Below are 16,477 nucleotides of genomic sequence, written 5' to 3'. Positions count from 1 at the left end.
TTTATTTAACGTTGGTGATTTCCCTTACCCTTAGTGTATTAACCATCCCCTTTTCTGAAATTGGCATTGATGCTAAACTTATTGCCATATCCCCCTTTTTGAGAAAGCCTTCTTTTATAGCAATTCTATTGATATCTCCAACGGTTTCATCAGTGCTTACAAACTTATCATAATGAAAAGCTTGTACACCCCAAAGCAAACTTAACTGAGTTAATATTCTTTTGTTTGATGTAAACACTAAAATATACGCGGAAGGTCTCCATGCAGATATTTGAAATGCTGTATAACCACTATTGGTCAAGGTTGATATAACCTTAGCGTTGATTTCATTTGCCATATTTGCTGCATGGTAGCATATCGATTTTGTAATATATCGCTTTGTTCTAATGTGTGGTGGAGCGTGAGGCACTTCAATTAAAGAGGAGTCCTCAACACTTCTAATAATATTGGCCATTTGTCGGATGACTTGTACCGGATACTGACCTACAGACGTTTCTCCAGAAAGCATTACCGCATCTGCACCATCCATAACCGAATTAGCGACATCATTAACCTCTGCTCTTGTCGGAGTTAAACTCGTAATCATGGTTTCCATCATCTGAGTTGCAATAATGACAGGGATACGTGCTTTTTTAGCTTTAAGAACCAGTTGTTTTTGAATCAACGGCACTTCCTCTGCTGGTATCTCAACACCTAAATCTCCACGCGCCACCATTAATCCATCACAATACGCCACAATTTTATCTATGTTTTCTACAGCTTCGGGTTTTTCGATTTTAGCAATAATCGGAATTTTATGATCGCTATTGCCACTAATTAACTTCTCGAGCTGCATTAAGTCTTCGGCATGTCTAACGAAAGACAACGCAATCCAATCCACTTGCTGTTCAATAGCAAACAAGGCATCTTCAATATCTTTTTCGGTTAATGCTGGCTGTGAAATATTGGTGTTCGGCAGGTTTACTCCTTTTTTTGATTTTAAAGGGCCGCCTTGTATAACTTTTGCTTTGACTTCAGATTTTCTGTCTGTAGACACCACTTCAAAAATCAGTTTTCCATCATCCAACAAAATTCGCTCACCAGGATTGGCATCTTGAGGAAAGTTGTCATAGGTCATATAAACCCTATCTTTTGTGCCTTCAAAACGTTTGCCGGTAGCAAAAATAATTTCATCTCCTTCGTCAACGACCACTTCGCCCTTCATTACACCAACCCTTAACTTTGGGCCTTGTAAATCTCCTAAAATAGCAGCATTATACCCAAACTCATCGTTGAGCTCTCTAATCATTTTTATGCGCTCCTTAACGCCATCATAATCCGCATGTGAAAAATTAATTCTAAACACATTTGCTCCTTCATCGAGCATGGCTTTCAATATCTCTTTTTTACTTGTAGCTGGTCCTAAAGTGGCTACTATTTTGGTCTTTTTGTTGATCATTAACTTTAAAAAATTAAATATTCTTTATGTTTTACTGTAGATAAATCTACTTTATAACTTGTAATTATTTGGGGGATAGCCTGTAGTTTGCTCAGAATTTTTTTTTCACTGATATTCTGAATTTCATTAGAAATCTTGATAAAATAATCGACCTTTTTAAGCTCTGGGATAAGGTGATACGTTTTTACCGTTCTATCATTTTCTCCAAACAAAATACCAGAACTGTACAGACCATCTTTTTCTTTTTTACAAACATTTGCCACAAGGTTCCATGTGATGTAATCTGCTTTGTTTTCCCATTCGTAAATCACATATGACGATGAAAAATAATTGAAGTCTAAGTCGTGCTTATTTCGTTCTAATTTTATATTAAGACTTTGATTAAGTAAATACGCCAATCGATAATCTTCTAAACGGCAATGAATAGCAAAAAGCACATAATCTGCATCATAAAATTCATCCATCAATAGTTTGTGCAATGCCATATTTACATCTTATCGCCAGCGTAAATATAGTACATAAATAGCGTTATAAAGTTAAGATTTTATGAAACTTATGATCGTAAAATCACGAAAACGTTTTCGTAGAAGTGTTGGTTTTAGGTAATAAAACCCGTTCTTAAATCAGCTTGGTAATCTGTCTCTGAAATGCAAAAAAAGCGCGTTTTGAAGCTTTTTCTTCCGCCTTCTTTTTTGAAGTGGCTCTTGCTTTAGAAACGACTTTATCGTTAATACTTAGTTTAACGGAAAAATGCTTTAGTTGGTCATTGCCAGTATCCTCATATACCTCATAATCAAATGTGTTTTTCTCCTTTTGGCACCACTCAATAAGCAAACTTTTATAGCTAATTACCTTACCCTCTAGTTTTTCAATGTCCACATAAGGTTCAATCACATTTTTATGGATAAATTTTTCACAATACTTATACCCTCGGTCTAGATAAATAGCACCCACCAATGCTTCAAATAAATTGCCATGAATATTATTGCCAAAACTAGAATTAGGAATTCTACTTACCAATAGATTAATAAGATTTAAGTCTTTTCCTAATTCATTAAGGTGTTCTCTACTCACAACTTTAGATCGCATTTTAGTAAGGTAACCTTCATCACCATGAGGAACCTGACTAAATAAATAAGCAGCAATTACTGCACTTAACATGGCATCTCCAACAAACTCAAGTCGTTCGTAATTAATAGCATTACCCTTATTGTCTTTAATATTCATAGACCTATGGGTAAACGCCTTAATGTAAAGCGACTTCTTCTTTGGCTTAAAGCCTAATATCTTTCTTAATTGTAAAAAAAAATCCCCATCTTCTGAAGATCGGGACTTTAGTATGTTTAGTATTTCGAAACCCATTCGGGACTTAATCTATTTTTTTGAATAAAACACAAGCATTGTGACCGCCAAAACCAAAAGTATTACTCATGGCAACTTTAATATCTCGTTTTTCAGGAGTATTTAAGACCAAATTTAATTCTGGGTCAATATTTTCATCCACCGTTTCGTGATTGATAGTTGGTGGAACTACTCCATTTTCCATTGCCAAAATTGAAGCAATGGCTTCAATAGCACCAGCGGCACCTAATAAGTGGCCTGTCATGGATTTGGTAGAATTGATACTGATATTTTTTGCGTGATCCCCAAATACTTCTGAAATCGCCTTCAACTCAGCAACATCACCAAGTGGTGTAGATGTTCCATGGGTATTAATATGATCTACATCCTCTGGATTTAGACCCGCATTTTCTAAGCAATTTCGCATAACAGCCATAACACCTATTCCATCAGGATGAGGAGCTGTCATGTGGTAAGCATCAGAAGATAAACCTCCGCCTACAACCTCAGCATAAATTTTTGCTCCACGCGCTTTGGCGTGTTCGTATTCTTCTAAGACAATGGCACCTGCACCTTCACCAAGAACAAAACCATCCCGGTTAGCGTCAAAAGGTCTCGAAGCAGTCTCAGGACTATCGTTACGTGTTGACATAGCATGCATGGCATTAAATCCACCCATACCAGCAATAGTTACGGCAGCTTCGCTCCCTCCTGTGATAATCACATCACAATGTCCTAACCGAATTGTATTTAAAGCATCAATCATCGAATTCGCTGACGATGCACATGCAGAAACAGTTGTGTAATTCGGCCCCATAAATCCATATTTAATAGAAATATTTCCTGGAGCAATATCTGCAATCATTTTAGGTATAAAGAACGGGTTGAATCTTGGTGTGCCATCACCTTTAGCGTAGTTTAACACTTCATCTTGAAATGTTTCCAGCCCGCCAATTCCAGCTCCCCAAATTACACCTACTCTTAATTTATTTAGCTTATCAACGTCTAATTTCGCATCTATGATAGCTTCATCCGAAGCTACCATAGCGTATTGCGAAAATTTATCCATTCTTTTAGCTAACTTTCTGTCGATGAAGTCAGTGACTTCAAAGTTTTTTACTTCACAAGCAAACTGTGTCTTGAACTTTTCAGTATCAAAATATGTTATTGGTGCAGCACCACTTTTTCCGTTGACAAGACCATTCCAATAATCGTCCTTAGTATTGCCAATTGGTGTAAGTGCACCTAAACCAGTAACTACAACTCGCTTTAATTCCATAAAAATAAAGTTCTTATTTTGCTTCTTCTATATAAGAAATAGCTTGACCAACTGTTGCAATGTTTTCAGCTTGATCATCTGGGATTTGAATGTCGAATTCCTTTTCGAACTCCATGATTAATTCTACTGTGTCCAATGAATCTGCTCCTAAATCGTTAGTGAAGCTAGCTTCAGTAACAACTTCGTTTTCATCAACACCTAATTTGTCCACGATAATCGCTTTTACTCTTGATGCAATGTCTGACATAATCTTTTAATTTTAAGTTTTAATTAGACCGCAAAAATAAAAAACTTTATTTTAAAAAGTAGTTTTACTAATAAAATAAGCGTTTTTAATAATGCCTTATAAATATAAGTAATTCTTAATTGAGACCTAATTGTAATTAATTATTCTTTTTTTTGTTTGAATAACTAACCTTTGTCTGTACATGAAACGAATTGTAATCTTTGCGTCCGGATCTGGAACCAATGCTGAAAATTTAATAAAGTTTTTTCACAACAGAGAAACTGCTTCTGTTATTCAGGTATTGACTAACAATCCTTATGCCAAAGTTTTAGAACGTTGTAAAAATTTGAATGTTAGTGCTTTGTCATTTAATCGTGTGGCATTTTCAAAATCAGAGGATGTTTTAAATATTTTAAAGTCTACTAAACCAGACCTTATAGTTTTAGCTGGATTTTTATGGAAGTTTCCAGAATTTATTTTGAAAGAATTTTCTAATAAAGTAATTAATATCCATCCTGCGTTATTGCCAAAATATGGAGGCAAAGGGATGTACGGCATGCATGTGCATAAAGCTGTTGTGGCAAATAAAGAAAGTGAAACAGGGATAACTATTCATTATGTGAATGAAAATTATGATGAAGGAGCAATAATATTTCAGGCAAAATGTATTGTTTTACCATCGGATACTTCTGAAGACGTTGCTTCAAAAATCCATAAATTGGAAATGGAACATTTTCCAAAAGTTGTTGAAAAAACACTAAGTGAGTAAAAAAAAGAAAAAATATTATACCGTTTGGAAAGGCCATCACACTGGTGTTTTTGATTCCTGGGACGATTGCAAGGCCCAAATTAAAGATTTTAAAGGTGCGCAATACAAATCCTTTTCAACATTTGAAGCTGCAAAAAAAGCCCTTAAAGACAACTACAAAGATTACGTAGGCAAGACCAAGTCTTTTAAAAGTGAACTAACTGAAGAACAGCTTAAAAAAATCGGTAAACCAAACTTAAACTCCATTTCAGTTGATGCAGCTTCCTCAGGTAACCCAGGGAAAATGGAATATCGCGGTGTCGATACTAAAACGAAAAAACAACTATTTATTCAAGGCCCTTTTGAGGAAGGTACCAACAATATTGGTGAGTTTTTAGCTATTGTACATGGGTTGGCATTATTAAAACAAAAAAATAGTGATCGTATCATTTACACCGATTCCAAAACAGCTATGAGTTGGGTGCGAAAAAAAACCTGTAACACAAAACTTGAAAGAACTAAAAAAAACAAACCGGTTTTTGAGTTGGTTGACCGAGCCGTTAATTGGCTAAAAAACAATAGTTATAAAACAACTATCGTAAAATGGGAAACCAAAGCATGGGGAGAAATACCTGCTGATTTTGGGAGGAAGTAATTCAACTATTTTTTACCGATTTCTTTAAATCCTCAGGGTTACGATAATTGTTCCAAAAATATTCAATTTCAATAATCGTTTTATTAAGTTCCCTATAAAACATACTTGTGTGCTTGGTAATTACCGCTTCTCTACTTTCGTTATCAAATATTGAAACTTTAAACATTTTTGGGTTTGATTTAATTTGTGCAATGATTGCGTCTACCAATTCTATAAAGTTCATCGCATCTTTAGGTGTCCAAACCTCTAGCAAATAGCCTATTGTTGAATTGAATGAATCCTCAGCTTGCTTTGTCCACACTACTTTCATTCACTCTCTTTTTTGCGGCATTTATGACATTCTCGTGGCTTTTAACAAGTCCTTTGTCGCTTTGTGATTTACTAATTCTTAGAGCTTTTTTTATTTCCAAAGCTTTGGGCTCTGATAAAATATCGTTTGCTTTTTCTGTCAAAACATATTCCATATAGTTCTTCAGATTTCTACCTTGCTTTTTAGCTTTTTCTTCAAGCATCATAATGGTTTCTTCATCCAAAAGGACCTCTTTTCGTTTTTTATTAGCTTTCATTATGTATAATTTACGATAAATATACGTATAAATTACGATAAAACGCAAAATTTCAAATCCAGATTACTCATTGCAAATGGTTAATTTTTGATTTTTTAAGAAGATTCAAATCAAAAAAATCATGTACTTTTGCACCTTAATTCAAAGTGACTTAATGAGTAAATTAGTGATTGTCGGAACCGTAGCTTTTGATGCTATAGAAACACCTTTCGGGAAGACCGACAAAATCTTAGGAGGAGCTGGCACATTTATAGGGTTGGCAGCTTCACAGTTTAATGTTGATGCCTCAGTGGTTTCTATTGTTGGTGGGGATTTCCCTCAGGAATACCTCGACTTACTAGCTGATAGAAATATTGATATTTCTGGTATTGAAATCGTTAAAGACGGAAAAACATTTTTTTGGAGCGGAAAGTATCATAATGATATGAATTCCCGCGATACTCTAGTCACTCAATTAAATGTTTTAGAGCACTTTAATCCTATTGTACCTGAAGATTATAAGAATGCCGATGTTGTAATGTTAGGTAATCTTCACCCAATGGTTCAAATGAGCGTGCTAAAACAAATGTCCAAAAAACCCGAATTGGTCATTTTAGATACTATGAATTTTTGGATGGATTGCGCCCTTGTTGATTTACACGAAGTCATTAAGCATATTGATGTCATTACCATTAATGATGAAGAGGCCCGACAATTAACAGGAGAGTATTCATTAGTCGTAGCGGCAAGAAAAATCCACGCAATGGGACCAAAATATGTGGTTATCAAAAAAGGAGAGCACGGTGCTTTGCTTTTCAGTAACGATAATGTTTTTTATGCCCCAGCTTTACCTTTAGAGGAAGTTTTTGATCCAACAGGTGCTGGTGATACATTTGCCGGGGGCTTTGCAGGTTATTTGGCAAAAATGAATGACTTTTCATTTAAGAATATGAAAAAAGCAGTCATCTACGGATCGACATTAGCTTCCTTTTGTGTTGAAAAGTTTGGAACAGAGCGAATGATCCATTTAAAAAAAGATGAAGTTCATAAGCGATTAAATGAATTTAAACAATTAACGCAATTTGACATTGAACTCACATAACAAACTAACGCGCCAAATTTTGAGCGCGTTTTTTATTGACCATGTAAGTTTAATAGCAAACAGAAGACTAAGTGAGGCTATTAATAGAATATTTATAAAACTCAACACAACAACATGAGTGATGCTTTAAAACATGAGTGCGGTATAGCACTTATCAGACTTTTAAAACCACTAGAATATTATAAAGAAAAGTACGGTAGTGCTTTTTATGGGGTCAATAAAATGTACCTCATGATGGAAAAACAGCATAATAGAGGGCAAGATGGTGCTGGATTTGCAAGTATAAAGCTAGACACTCAACCAGGCGAGCGTTATATTAGTAGGGTGCGATCAGTTGCACAGCAACCCATTCAAGATATTTTTGCGCAAATTAACGACCGCATTAATGACGAGCTTACGGCACATCCTGAGTACCAAAATAATGTACAAGCACAGAAAAGACATATCCCTTATGTTGGCGAGTTATTATTGGGCCATGTCCGTTATGGTACTTTTGGAAAAAACAGTGTAGAGAGTGTACATCCATTTTTGAGACAGAATAATTGGATGCACCGTAATTTAATTGTCGCTGGTAATTTTAACATGACAAATGTTACCGAGCTATTCAACAATCTCATTAATATAGGTCAACACCCAAAAGAAAAGGCAGATACCATTACCATAATGGAGAAAATTGGCCATTTTTTAGATGATGCTGTTTCCAAGATATATAAAAACCTCAAAAAAGAAGGCTACAGTAAAGTTGAATGTTCTCCCTTAATTGCAGAGCGACTTAAAGTTGCTAAAATATTAAGGAAAGCTGCTAAAAACTGGGATGGAGGTTATGCTATGGCTGGTTTGTTAGGGCATGGAGACTCCTTTGTCCTTAGAGATCCTGCTGGTATTCGCCCAGCATATTACTACAAGGATGATGAAGTTGTTGTTGTGGCGTCAGAGCGGCCCGTAATACAAACTGTTTTTAATGTAAAGTTTGAAGACGTTATTGAATTAGATCCTGGACATGCTATTATTACTAAAAAATCTGGCGAGACCTCAATTAAAAAAATCCTGAATCCATTAGAACGAAAAGCATGCTCTTTTGAGCGTATTTATTTCTCTAGAGGTAGCGATGCTGAAATTTATCAGGAACGTAAAATGTTAGGAAGACTCTTAATGCCAGAAGTTTTAAAGGCCATTGATAATGATACCGAAAATACGGTTTTCTCATATATCCCTAACACCGCAGAAACGTCATTCTATGGAATGATTGAAACTGTAGAGGAACATTTAAACCAACGTAAAACTCAGGCCATACTTAATGGTGGTGGTAAATTATCGGCAGACAGGGTTAGACAGATTCTAAAAGAGAGACCCCGCATTGAAAAAATAGCAATAAAGGATGTAAAATTAAGAACCTTCATAACCGAAGATAGTAGTAGAGACGATTTAGTAGCACACGTTTATGATGTTACCTATGGAGTTATTGAACCAAAAGATAACCTTGTTATTATAGATGATAGTATTGTAAGAGGAACAACTCTGAAGAAGAGTATCATTAAAATGATGGATCGATTGCACCCTAAGAAAATTGTTGTTGTCTCCTCAGCACCCCAAATTCGCTATCCAGATTGCTATGGTATTGATATGGCAAATCTCGAAGGCCTAGTCGCTTTTAGAGCAGCATTAGAACTATTAAAAGACACCAACAAATATCAAGTGGTAGAAGACGTTTATAAAAAATGTAAAGCCCAAATTAACCTAGATGATAAAGATGTTCAGAATTTTGTAAAGGAAATCTATGAGCCCTTTACAAATGAAGAAATCTCAGATAAGATATCAGAACTACTTAGTGATGATGAGGTTAAAGCGGAAGTGAAAATTATATTTCAGCCTGTAGAAAATCTCCATAAAGCATGTCCAAAAAATCTAGGGGATTGGTACTTTACAGGTGACTACCCAACTGTTGGAGGTAACCGTGTTGTTAACAAGGCATTTATCAATTTCTACGAAGGCAATAAGGAACGGGCTTATTAATTGATTTTGTTAAGGTTATCGAAGAATTTTGCTTTTTATCTGAAAATTATGCGTTTCGTCTAATATTTAGTTTCCTATTCAAGAAATACATTTACATTGGTTCCACCATAACATAAGTAGGTTAAGTTCATGGTAGATTTGGGGCAAAAAAAGGTGATCACTTGATCACCTTTTTTTATTTGTAGTAATCCAAAAATTCATCAATTTCTATTAAGGCTCTGATTTTCAAATTGTCAAATATTAGTGTTATATCAAGTGCTTTTCTTCTTTTAGGCTAATTTCTAAGTATTTTGTCCAATATATTTCGCTTTTAATGCAAGGTCATAGTATATTCGCATTCACCATAACATAAGTAGGTTAAGTTTATGGTAGATTTGGGGCAAAAAGGGTGAACATCTGTTCGCCCTTTTTCATTTTACAACACTGCACAAAAAAACCAGACTCTCCGTCTGGTTCTTTATTCTCTATATCTTAAAATTTATTTTGCTTCTGCGTAGCGTCGCTCAACTTCATTCCAGTTAATCACTTTAAAGAATGCGTCGATATAGTCTGGACGACGGTTTTGATAATTTAAATAATAGGCGTGCTCCCAAACATCAATTCCTAAGATTGGGTAACCACCACAACCAACACCTGGCATTACAGGGTTATCTTGATTTGGTGTAGAGCAAACCTCTACTTTCCCACCTTTATGAACGCACAACCAGGCCCAACCAGACCCAAACTGTGTGGCAGCTGCTTTAGAAAAAGCATCCATAAAAGCTTCCTTTGAACCAAACTCAGCTTCAATAGCATCTTTAAGTTCGCCAGATAAATATCCTTTGTCTTCAGGATTCATCACCTCCCAAAAAAGAGCATGGTTAAAGAATCCACCACCGTTATTTCTAACAGCTGAATTATTCATGTCTAAATTCCGAAGTATATTGTCTATAGATTTACCATCAAGATCTGTACCTTCAATAGCTGCGTTCAATTTAGTTGTATATCCATTGTGATGTTTGGAATGGTGTATTTCCATTGTTCTTGCATCTATATGGGGTTCTAAAGCATCGTACGCATATTTTAATTTTGGTAATTCAAAAGCCATAATTATTTTCGATTTTTATTGGTTAATATTTCAATTCTATCAAATTTACGATTTTGAGGCTTATAAAGTGTAAATAAAATATTAAGATTCCCTATTTTGGTATAAAAATAATCTCTTGGCCAAACCTAACTTTACCATATACAATGCATCTGCCGGAAGCGGTAAAACCTATACTCTTGCAAAATCTTATTTAAAAATTTTACTGAGCTCGCCTCAACCAAATGCCTTTAGACATATTTTGGCAATCACATTTACCAATAAGGCTGTTAACGAAATGAAACAGCGTATCATCAGTATGCTTAAAGCATTTTCTTCTGAAGAAAGCCTTAGTAACCCCAATTCCATGTTTAAGGATATTTGCAAGGAATTAAATTTATCCCCAGAGCAACTTCACTCTAAGTCAGAGGCGATTCTGAATCAAATTATTCATAATTATGCGGCTTTTGATATTTCAACAATAGATGGGTTTACTCATAGGGTCATCCGAACCTTTGCCTTTGACCTTAAACTACCGGTTAATTTTGAAGTGGTCTTAGAACAAGACGACCTTCTAAATAAAGCAGTAGATAATTTAATTGCAAAAGCTGGAAGCAACCCTGAGCTTACTAAGGTTTTAGTGGATTTTGCCATTGAGAAAGCTGATGATGATAAAAGTTGGGATATTGCTTACGATTTTAAAGCGATATCCAAGTTGTTGGTTCAAGAGAATGATTTAAAGCACGTAAAAACTCTAAAAGATAAAACACTTGAAGATTTTAAGGCCTTAAAAAACAACCTGAGAAAGCAAATAAAAGCGTCTGAAAAAAATACAAAATCAGAAGCCGAGTCTGTCTTAACCTCAATATCAGAAGCGGGTCTTGAGCATAATGATTTTAAATCTGGTTGGCTGCCTAAGTATTTTTTAAAGTTAACGGAAGGTAATTTTAGTCCAGGATATACTGCTGGCTGGCAAAACGATTTAGTAGACGGCAATGAACTCTACCCAAAACGTGTTTCCGAAACCATTGCTGAGACAATTAATACCATTCAGCCTCAAATTGCTGAGTCATTTTTAAAAACAAAACACTTCGTTTTTAATCTTAAATTTTTAAAGGCCGTCCTTAAAAATATTACACCGCTCTCTGTCTTAAACGCTATTCAAAAAGAACTCGAAGCCATTAAGGTTGAAGAGAATAAATTATTGATTTCAGAATTTAATGCCTTAATCAGTGATGAAATTAAAGATCAACCCACACCTTTTATTTATGAACGTTTAGGCGAGAAGTTTCAGCATTATTTTATTGATGAGTTTCAAGACACCTCAACAATGCAGTGGCAAAATTTAGTACCACTAATCAGTAACAAATTAGAAGCTACTGACGGATCTTTAATGCTATTGGGTGATGCAAAACAATCTATCTACAGATGGCGCGGTGGAGAAGCTGAGCAGTTCATAGACCTTTATCAAGGTAAAAGCAATCCTTTTCAAATTGAAGCAACTGTTAAGCCATTAGATAAAAACTTTAGGAGTACAAGCACCATAGTAGAATTTAATAATGTTTTTTTTGATTATATCTCCGGTCATTTTTTTGAACATGAAGACTACATTCAACTGTATAAGGATTCTAGACAAACCGTTCAATTAGAGAATGAGGGCTATGTGAATTTATCATTTCTAAATATTGAAAAAGATGATGACAGGGAGCTGCTTTATTGCCAAGAAACATTGACTACAATAAACGAATGTCTTAAGGATAGCTTTGAACTAGGAGAAATTTGTGTCTTGGTAAGAAAGAAAAAAGAAGGTATTGCTATTGCAGAATATTTAAGTCAAAACGATGTCCCCATAGTTTCATCAGAAACCTTATTGCTCAATAACTCACCAAAGGTTAGGTTTTTGGTTTCTGTTTTAGAAGTATTGAACAACCCTAATGACGAGATGCGAAGAATTGAGTGTTTGCATTTTATGGCAGACTTACTTCAAATTGAAAACACCCATCTATTTTTTGAACGTTTTGTAAAGCTTCCTATCGATTCCTTTTTCAGTAAGCTAGAAGATTTTGGAATTACTCTATCATTTTCAGAACTCTTACAAATGCCACTTTACGAAACTGCAGAAACACTTATTAGGGCATTTAATTTAGTTGACCTTGAAAATGCTTACATGCAATTTTTCTTGGACCTGGTTTTTGATTTCGCACAAAAAAAGTCATCAGACTTGCAAGAATTCCTACACCATTTTGATGACAAAAAAGAAAAGTTGAGCATAGCTGTACCACTGCAGACCAATGCGGTACAAATTATGACCATTCATAAAGCTAAGGGCTTAGAATTCCCAATAGTTATTTTCCCGTTTGCCGATCTGGATTTTTACAGGGAAAAAGAGGCCAAAGAATGGTTTCCTTTAGACGCAAACTCTTTTAATGGTTTTGAAACAGCTCTCTTAAACTATAATCAAGATTTTGAAAATTATGGTGCTATTGGTGAGGATATTTACAATCGTCACCAATCCCAGTTAAAGTTGGATGCCATTAATTTACTCTATGTAACATTTACTAGGGCTGCAGAACGATTATACATCATCTCTAAAAAGGATTTAAAATCTAATGGCGAGGTTAATAAGCGAAGCTACGCAGGCCTTTTGATTGAGTATCTTCAACATGAAAATTTATGGAACGACAATCAAGATTGTTATGATTTTGGAAAAAAAGCAATGTTTAAAAAAACAAATGCAAGTCATTCAATTGAACTCGCCCCTACTCGGTTTATATCTACCCCTAAAGAATCCCACAATTTAAATATAATAACACAATCTGGTTATCTATGGGATACAGATCAAGGAGACGCCATAGAAAAGGGCAATCTGATTCACCTTATACTTTCAAAAATTAAAACTCAAGACGACTTCGACCTCGCTTTTGATGAATTGATTAATAATGGAACAATAAAGCATTCTGCCATTGAAGATCTAAAAAAACTAGTCACTTCAGTGATTACAAATGACACTATCTCAGAATATTATTCAGATGAGTACACTATTTATAATGAAAAGGATATTATTACCAGGGACGGTGGTATTTTTAGGCCAGACAGAATTGCTATTAGAGAAAATAATGCAATTGTTATCGATTATAAAACAGGAGCGGAAAGTGAGGCTCATAAATCACAAATTGAGTCCTATGCAAATCAAATAAAAGACATGGGGTATACTGTATCGAAAAAAATATTAGTATATACTAATGATGCGCTTAAAATTGTCAATGTATAATAGTAAATTTGTTTTTATAAAACATAGTTTATGTACGGATCGATACAACAACACTTACAGAAAGAATTAGAAAACATTAAAGAGGCGGGCTTATACAAAGAAGAACGAATCATTACTTCACCTCAAGGAGCAGAAATAACATTAAGTACAGGTCAAAAAGTACTAAACTTTTGCGCCAATAATTATTTAGGCTTATCATCACACCCAGATGTGATTAAAGCAGCTCAGGAGACCATGGAAACTCATGGTTTTGGAATGTCTTCTGTTCGCTTCATCTGTGGGACACAAGACATACATAAAGAGCTCGAACAAAAAATTGCGGATTTTTATTGTACCGAGGACACTATCCTCTATGCCGCAGCATTTGATGCTAACGGCGGTGTTTTTGAGCCTCTCCTTGGCTCTGAAGATGCTATAATATCGGATTCTTTAAACCACGCCTCTATAATTGATGGAGTTAGGTTGTGTAAAGCCTCTCGATATCGTTATCAAAATAATGATATGGCAGATTTAGAAAAACAGCTTATTGAAGCCAATGAAAAAGGAGCTAGACATAAAATTATAGTTACCGATGGGGTTTTCTCCATGGACGGCTTAGTGGCTCCGTTAGATGAAATATGCGATTTGGCTGACAAATATGATTCCTTAGTAATGATAGACGAGTGTCATGCTACAGGCTTTATCGGGGAAACGGGAATAGGTACTTTAGAAGCTAAAGGGGTTTTAGGAAGAATAGATATTATTACAGGAACATTAGGCAAAGCCATGGGAGGAGCCATGGGTGGTTATACAACAGCAAAAAAAGAAATTATTGAAATTTTAAGACAACGATCTAGACCATATTTGTTTTCAAACTCATTAGCGCCAGCAATAGTGGGGGCTTCTATCAAGGTTTTCGATATGCTTAAAAATGATACGTCTTTAAGAGATAAACTCGAGGCTAACACATCGTATTTTAAAAACAAAATGATTGCAGCTGGTTTTGACATCATTGATGGTGATTCAGCAATAGTTCCCGTTATGTTATATGATGCAAAATTGTCTCAGAAGATGGCTAACTTATTATTAGATAAAGGGATTTACGTTATCGGATTTTTCTTCCCTGTTGTTCCAAAAGAAAAAGCAAGAATCCGTGTCCAATTATCAGCTGCTCATACCAAGGAACATTTGGATAAAGCAATTTCTGCCTTCATAGAGGTTGGCAAGACTTTAAAAATTTTATAAAAATTTGCTCAAATCCGCAAAAATAGTGACTTATATCATTATTTTTTTATATTTGTCTTTGTTAATACTTTTTAACAACTTACTTTTGCTAACAATTAACACTTAAAATTTAAATTAATTAGAATATGAAAAATCTTAGCAGATTATTTTTTGTAATGGTGCTTCTCGCAAGCTTCAGTAATGCAAATGCTCAGGATAAAAACAACCCTTGGGCTTTTAGTCTTGGAACAAACGCTGTCGATGTCTACCCTGTTGGTGAAGATTTACCACAAGGTGAATGGTTCGATGAATATTTTAACGCAAACGATCACTGGAATGTTATGCCATTTCTGTCTCGCATAGCTATTTCACGCTATTTGAGTGATGGATTTACCTTTACAGCTGCTGGGTCTTTAAATAGAATTAGCAAATTTGGTGACGTTCTTGATGTTAACGGAGACGAATTAGTTAATAATGTAGATGATTTAACTTATTTTGCTGTAGACGGTACTGTTAGTTATAGTTTTAAAGATGTCTTTAACTCAAATATCATTGATCCTTATTTAGGAGTTGGTGGTGGTTACACTTGGGTTGATGAAATTGGAGCTGGTACTTTAAATGGAACTTTAGGCATTAAATTTTGGCTTTCTGAAAGTGTAGCTATTGACTTACAGTCTGCATACAAGCATTCTTTCGAGGATTATTTAGTAAAACATTTCCAGCACTCTGCAGGTATTACATTTAAGTTTGGTGGTGTTGACACAGATGGTGATGGTATTTACGATAATGAAGATGCCTGCCCAGAAGAAGCTGGATTAGAAATTTTTAACGGATGTCCTGATTCTGATAACGATGGTATTCAAGATTCTAAAGATGACTGTCCAAACACTGCTGGTTTAGCTGAGTTTAATGGTTGTCCTGATTCTGATGGTGATGGCGTTGTTGATGGAGATGACAAATGTCCTACTGTTGCTGGATTAAAATCTTTAATGGGTTGTCCAGATGCTGATGGTGATGGTATCGCTGACGGAGATGACAAGTGTCCAAACGAAGCAGGTCCTTCTGCAAACGGTGGATGCCCTTGGCCAGATACTGACGGAGATGGTGTTTTAGATAAAGACGATCAATGTCCAGATGTTGCTGGTACTGTTGCTAACAACGGATGCCCAGAAGTAACTCAAGAAGTACAAGATACTTTAAATGAGTACGCTAAAACTATCTTATTTGATTTAGGTAAGTCGACGATCAAAGAAGAGTCTGAAGAAGTATTAGCTGATATCATATCAATACTGAACAAATACCCAACTGCTAAATTTACAGTTGAAGGTCATACAGATAGTACTGGTTCAGAAAAGTTGAATCAAAATCTTTCTGAGTCAAGAGCATTATCTGTAAAAGAATATTTAGTGGACAATGGTGTTGACGCTTTCAGATTATCCTCAAAAGGGTTTGGTGAAGCTAAGCCAATTGCTACCAATAATACTAAAGCTGGTAGAGCACAAAACAGACGTGTTGAAATTAACTTAGCTAACTAAGATTAGTTAAACACTAAGTTTAATATATAGAAAAACGCTTCGGAAATCCGAAGCGTTT

General features: G+C 35.2%; 15 protein-coding genes. 7 read left to right on the top strand and 8 right to left on the bottom strand.

All coding sequences use genetic code 11. From position 1 onward, the window contains the following. Nucleotide 1 precedes the first annotated feature (1 nt). The 5 genes from pyk to ACFEMA_RS01800 all read right to left on the bottom strand — a co-directional run bounded on the left by pyk (nt 2) and on the right by ACFEMA_RS01800 (nt 4,305). The gene (gene pyk, locus ACFEMA_RS01820) at nt 2–1,438 is read right to left on the bottom strand and encodes a pyruvate kinase (RefSeq protein ID WP_411766248.1); all 1,437 of its coding nucleotides are present in this window, start codon (nt 1,436–1,438) and stop codon (nt 2–4) included. 5 nt (nt 1,439–1,443) lie between these two features. Continuing rightward, nucleotides 1,444–1,923 (bottom strand): IPExxxVDY family protein, encoded by a 480-nt coding sequence (locus ACFEMA_RS01815; RefSeq protein ID WP_411766247.1) that lies wholly within the window; start codon nt 1,921–1,923, stop codon nt 1,444–1,446. 133 nt (nt 1,924–2,056) lie between these two features. Next, complete coding sequence (gene rnc / locus ACFEMA_RS01810) at nt 2,057–2,800, bottom strand: ribonuclease III (RefSeq protein ID WP_411766246.1); 744 nt, start codon at nt 2,798–2,800, stop codon at nt 2,057–2,059. Between the two features lie 7 nt (nt 2,801–2,807). Continuing rightward, nucleotides 2,808–4,058: a beta-ketoacyl-ACP synthase II gene (gene fabF / locus ACFEMA_RS01805; protein ID WP_411766245.1), complete on the bottom strand. Its 1,251-nt coding sequence runs from the start codon at nt 4,056–4,058 to the stop codon at nt 2,808–2,810. A gap of 13 nt (nt 4,059–4,071) precedes the next feature. Further along, nucleotides 4,072–4,305: an acyl carrier protein gene (locus ACFEMA_RS01800; RefSeq protein ID WP_008269813.1), complete on the bottom strand. Its 234-nt coding sequence runs from the start codon at nt 4,303–4,305 to the stop codon at nt 4,072–4,074. 181 nt (nt 4,306–4,486) lie between these two features. Here ACFEMA_RS01800 and purN point away from each other — a divergent pair, with 181 nt between their 5' ends. Together purN and ACFEMA_RS01790 are read left to right on the top strand one after the other, a co-directional pair. Then, nucleotides 4,487–5,053, top strand: a complete 567-nt coding sequence (purN, locus tag ACFEMA_RS01795) for a phosphoribosylglycinamide formyltransferase (protein WP_411766244.1) — start codon at nt 4,487–4,489, stop codon at nt 5,051–5,053. After that, nucleotides 5,046–5,687 carry a viroplasmin family protein gene (locus tag ACFEMA_RS01790; RefSeq protein WP_411766243.1) on the top strand — a complete coding sequence of 214 codons (642 nt, stop codon included), beginning with the start codon at nt 5,046–5,048 and terminating at the stop codon, nt 5,685–5,687. The genes purN and ACFEMA_RS01790 overlap by 8 nt, the downstream gene beginning before the upstream one ends. Nucleotide 5,688: 1 nt before the next feature. Here ACFEMA_RS01790 and ACFEMA_RS01785 read toward each other — a convergent pair whose 3' ends face one another. Together ACFEMA_RS01785 and ACFEMA_RS01780 are read right to left on the bottom strand one after the other, a co-directional pair. Next, a complete protein-coding gene (locus ACFEMA_RS01785) occupies nt 5,689–5,997 on the bottom strand; it encodes a type II toxin-antitoxin system RelE/ParE family toxin (RefSeq protein ID WP_411766242.1) in 309 nt (102 codons plus the stop codon). After that, the gene (locus tag ACFEMA_RS01780; protein ID WP_411766241.1) at nt 5,969–6,253 is read right to left on the bottom strand and encodes a hypothetical protein; all 285 of its coding nucleotides are present in this window, start codon (nt 6,251–6,253) and stop codon (nt 5,969–5,971) included. Before ACFEMA_RS01780 ends, ACFEMA_RS01785 begins: the two co-directional genes overlap by 29 nt. A 154-nt stretch (nt 6,254–6,407) precedes the next feature. Here ACFEMA_RS01780 and ACFEMA_RS01775 point away from each other — a divergent pair, with 154 nt between their 5' ends. Continuing rightward, complete coding sequence (locus ACFEMA_RS01775; RefSeq protein ID WP_411766240.1) at nt 6,408–7,334, top strand: PfkB family carbohydrate kinase; 927 nt, start codon at nt 6,408–6,410, stop codon at nt 7,332–7,334. 114 nt (nt 7,335–7,448) lie between these two features. Next, nucleotides 7,449–9,347 carry an amidophosphoribosyltransferase gene (locus ACFEMA_RS01770; RefSeq protein ID WP_411766238.1) on the top strand — a complete coding sequence of 633 codons (1,899 nt, stop codon included), beginning with the start codon at nt 7,449–7,451 and terminating at the stop codon, nt 9,345–9,347. Between the two features lie 478 nt (nt 9,348–9,825). On the opposite strand, the gene ACFEMA_RS01765 is transcribed toward ACFEMA_RS01770, so the two are convergent. Beyond that, nucleotides 9,826–10,434 carry a superoxide dismutase gene (locus tag ACFEMA_RS01765; protein ID WP_411766237.1) on the bottom strand — a complete coding sequence of 203 codons (609 nt, stop codon included), beginning with the start codon at nt 10,432–10,434 and terminating at the stop codon, nt 9,826–9,828. Nucleotides 10,435–10,549: 115 nt separating this feature from the next. Here ACFEMA_RS01765 and ACFEMA_RS01760 point away from each other — a divergent pair, with 115 nt between their 5' ends. The 3 genes from ACFEMA_RS01760 to ACFEMA_RS01750 all read left to right on the top strand — a co-directional run bounded on the left by ACFEMA_RS01760 (nt 10,550) and on the right by ACFEMA_RS01750 (nt 16,419). Next, nucleotides 10,550–13,681: a UvrD-helicase domain-containing protein gene (locus ACFEMA_RS01760; protein WP_411766236.1), complete on the top strand. Its 3,132-nt coding sequence runs from the start codon at nt 10,550–10,552 to the stop codon at nt 13,679–13,681. 30 nt (nt 13,682–13,711) lie between these two features. Next, complete coding sequence (kbl, locus tag ACFEMA_RS01755) at nt 13,712–14,905, top strand: glycine C-acetyltransferase (protein ID WP_411766235.1); 1,194 nt, start codon at nt 13,712–13,714, stop codon at nt 14,903–14,905. 125 nt (nt 14,906–15,030) lie between these two features. Next, nucleotides 15,031–16,419, top strand: a complete 1,389-nt coding sequence (locus ACFEMA_RS01750; RefSeq protein ID WP_411766234.1) for an OmpA family protein — start codon at nt 15,031–15,033, stop codon at nt 16,417–16,419. Nucleotides 16,420–16,477: the final 58 nt, after the last annotated feature.

It is taken from the genome of Winogradskyella sp. A3E31, assembly GCF_046720935.1.
GTDB lineage: Bacteria > Bacteroidota > Bacteroidia > Flavobacteriales > Flavobacteriaceae > Winogradskyella.
Note: the sequence above shows the minus strand (reverse complement) of the source record. Positions and strands in the feature narration are given on the sequence as shown.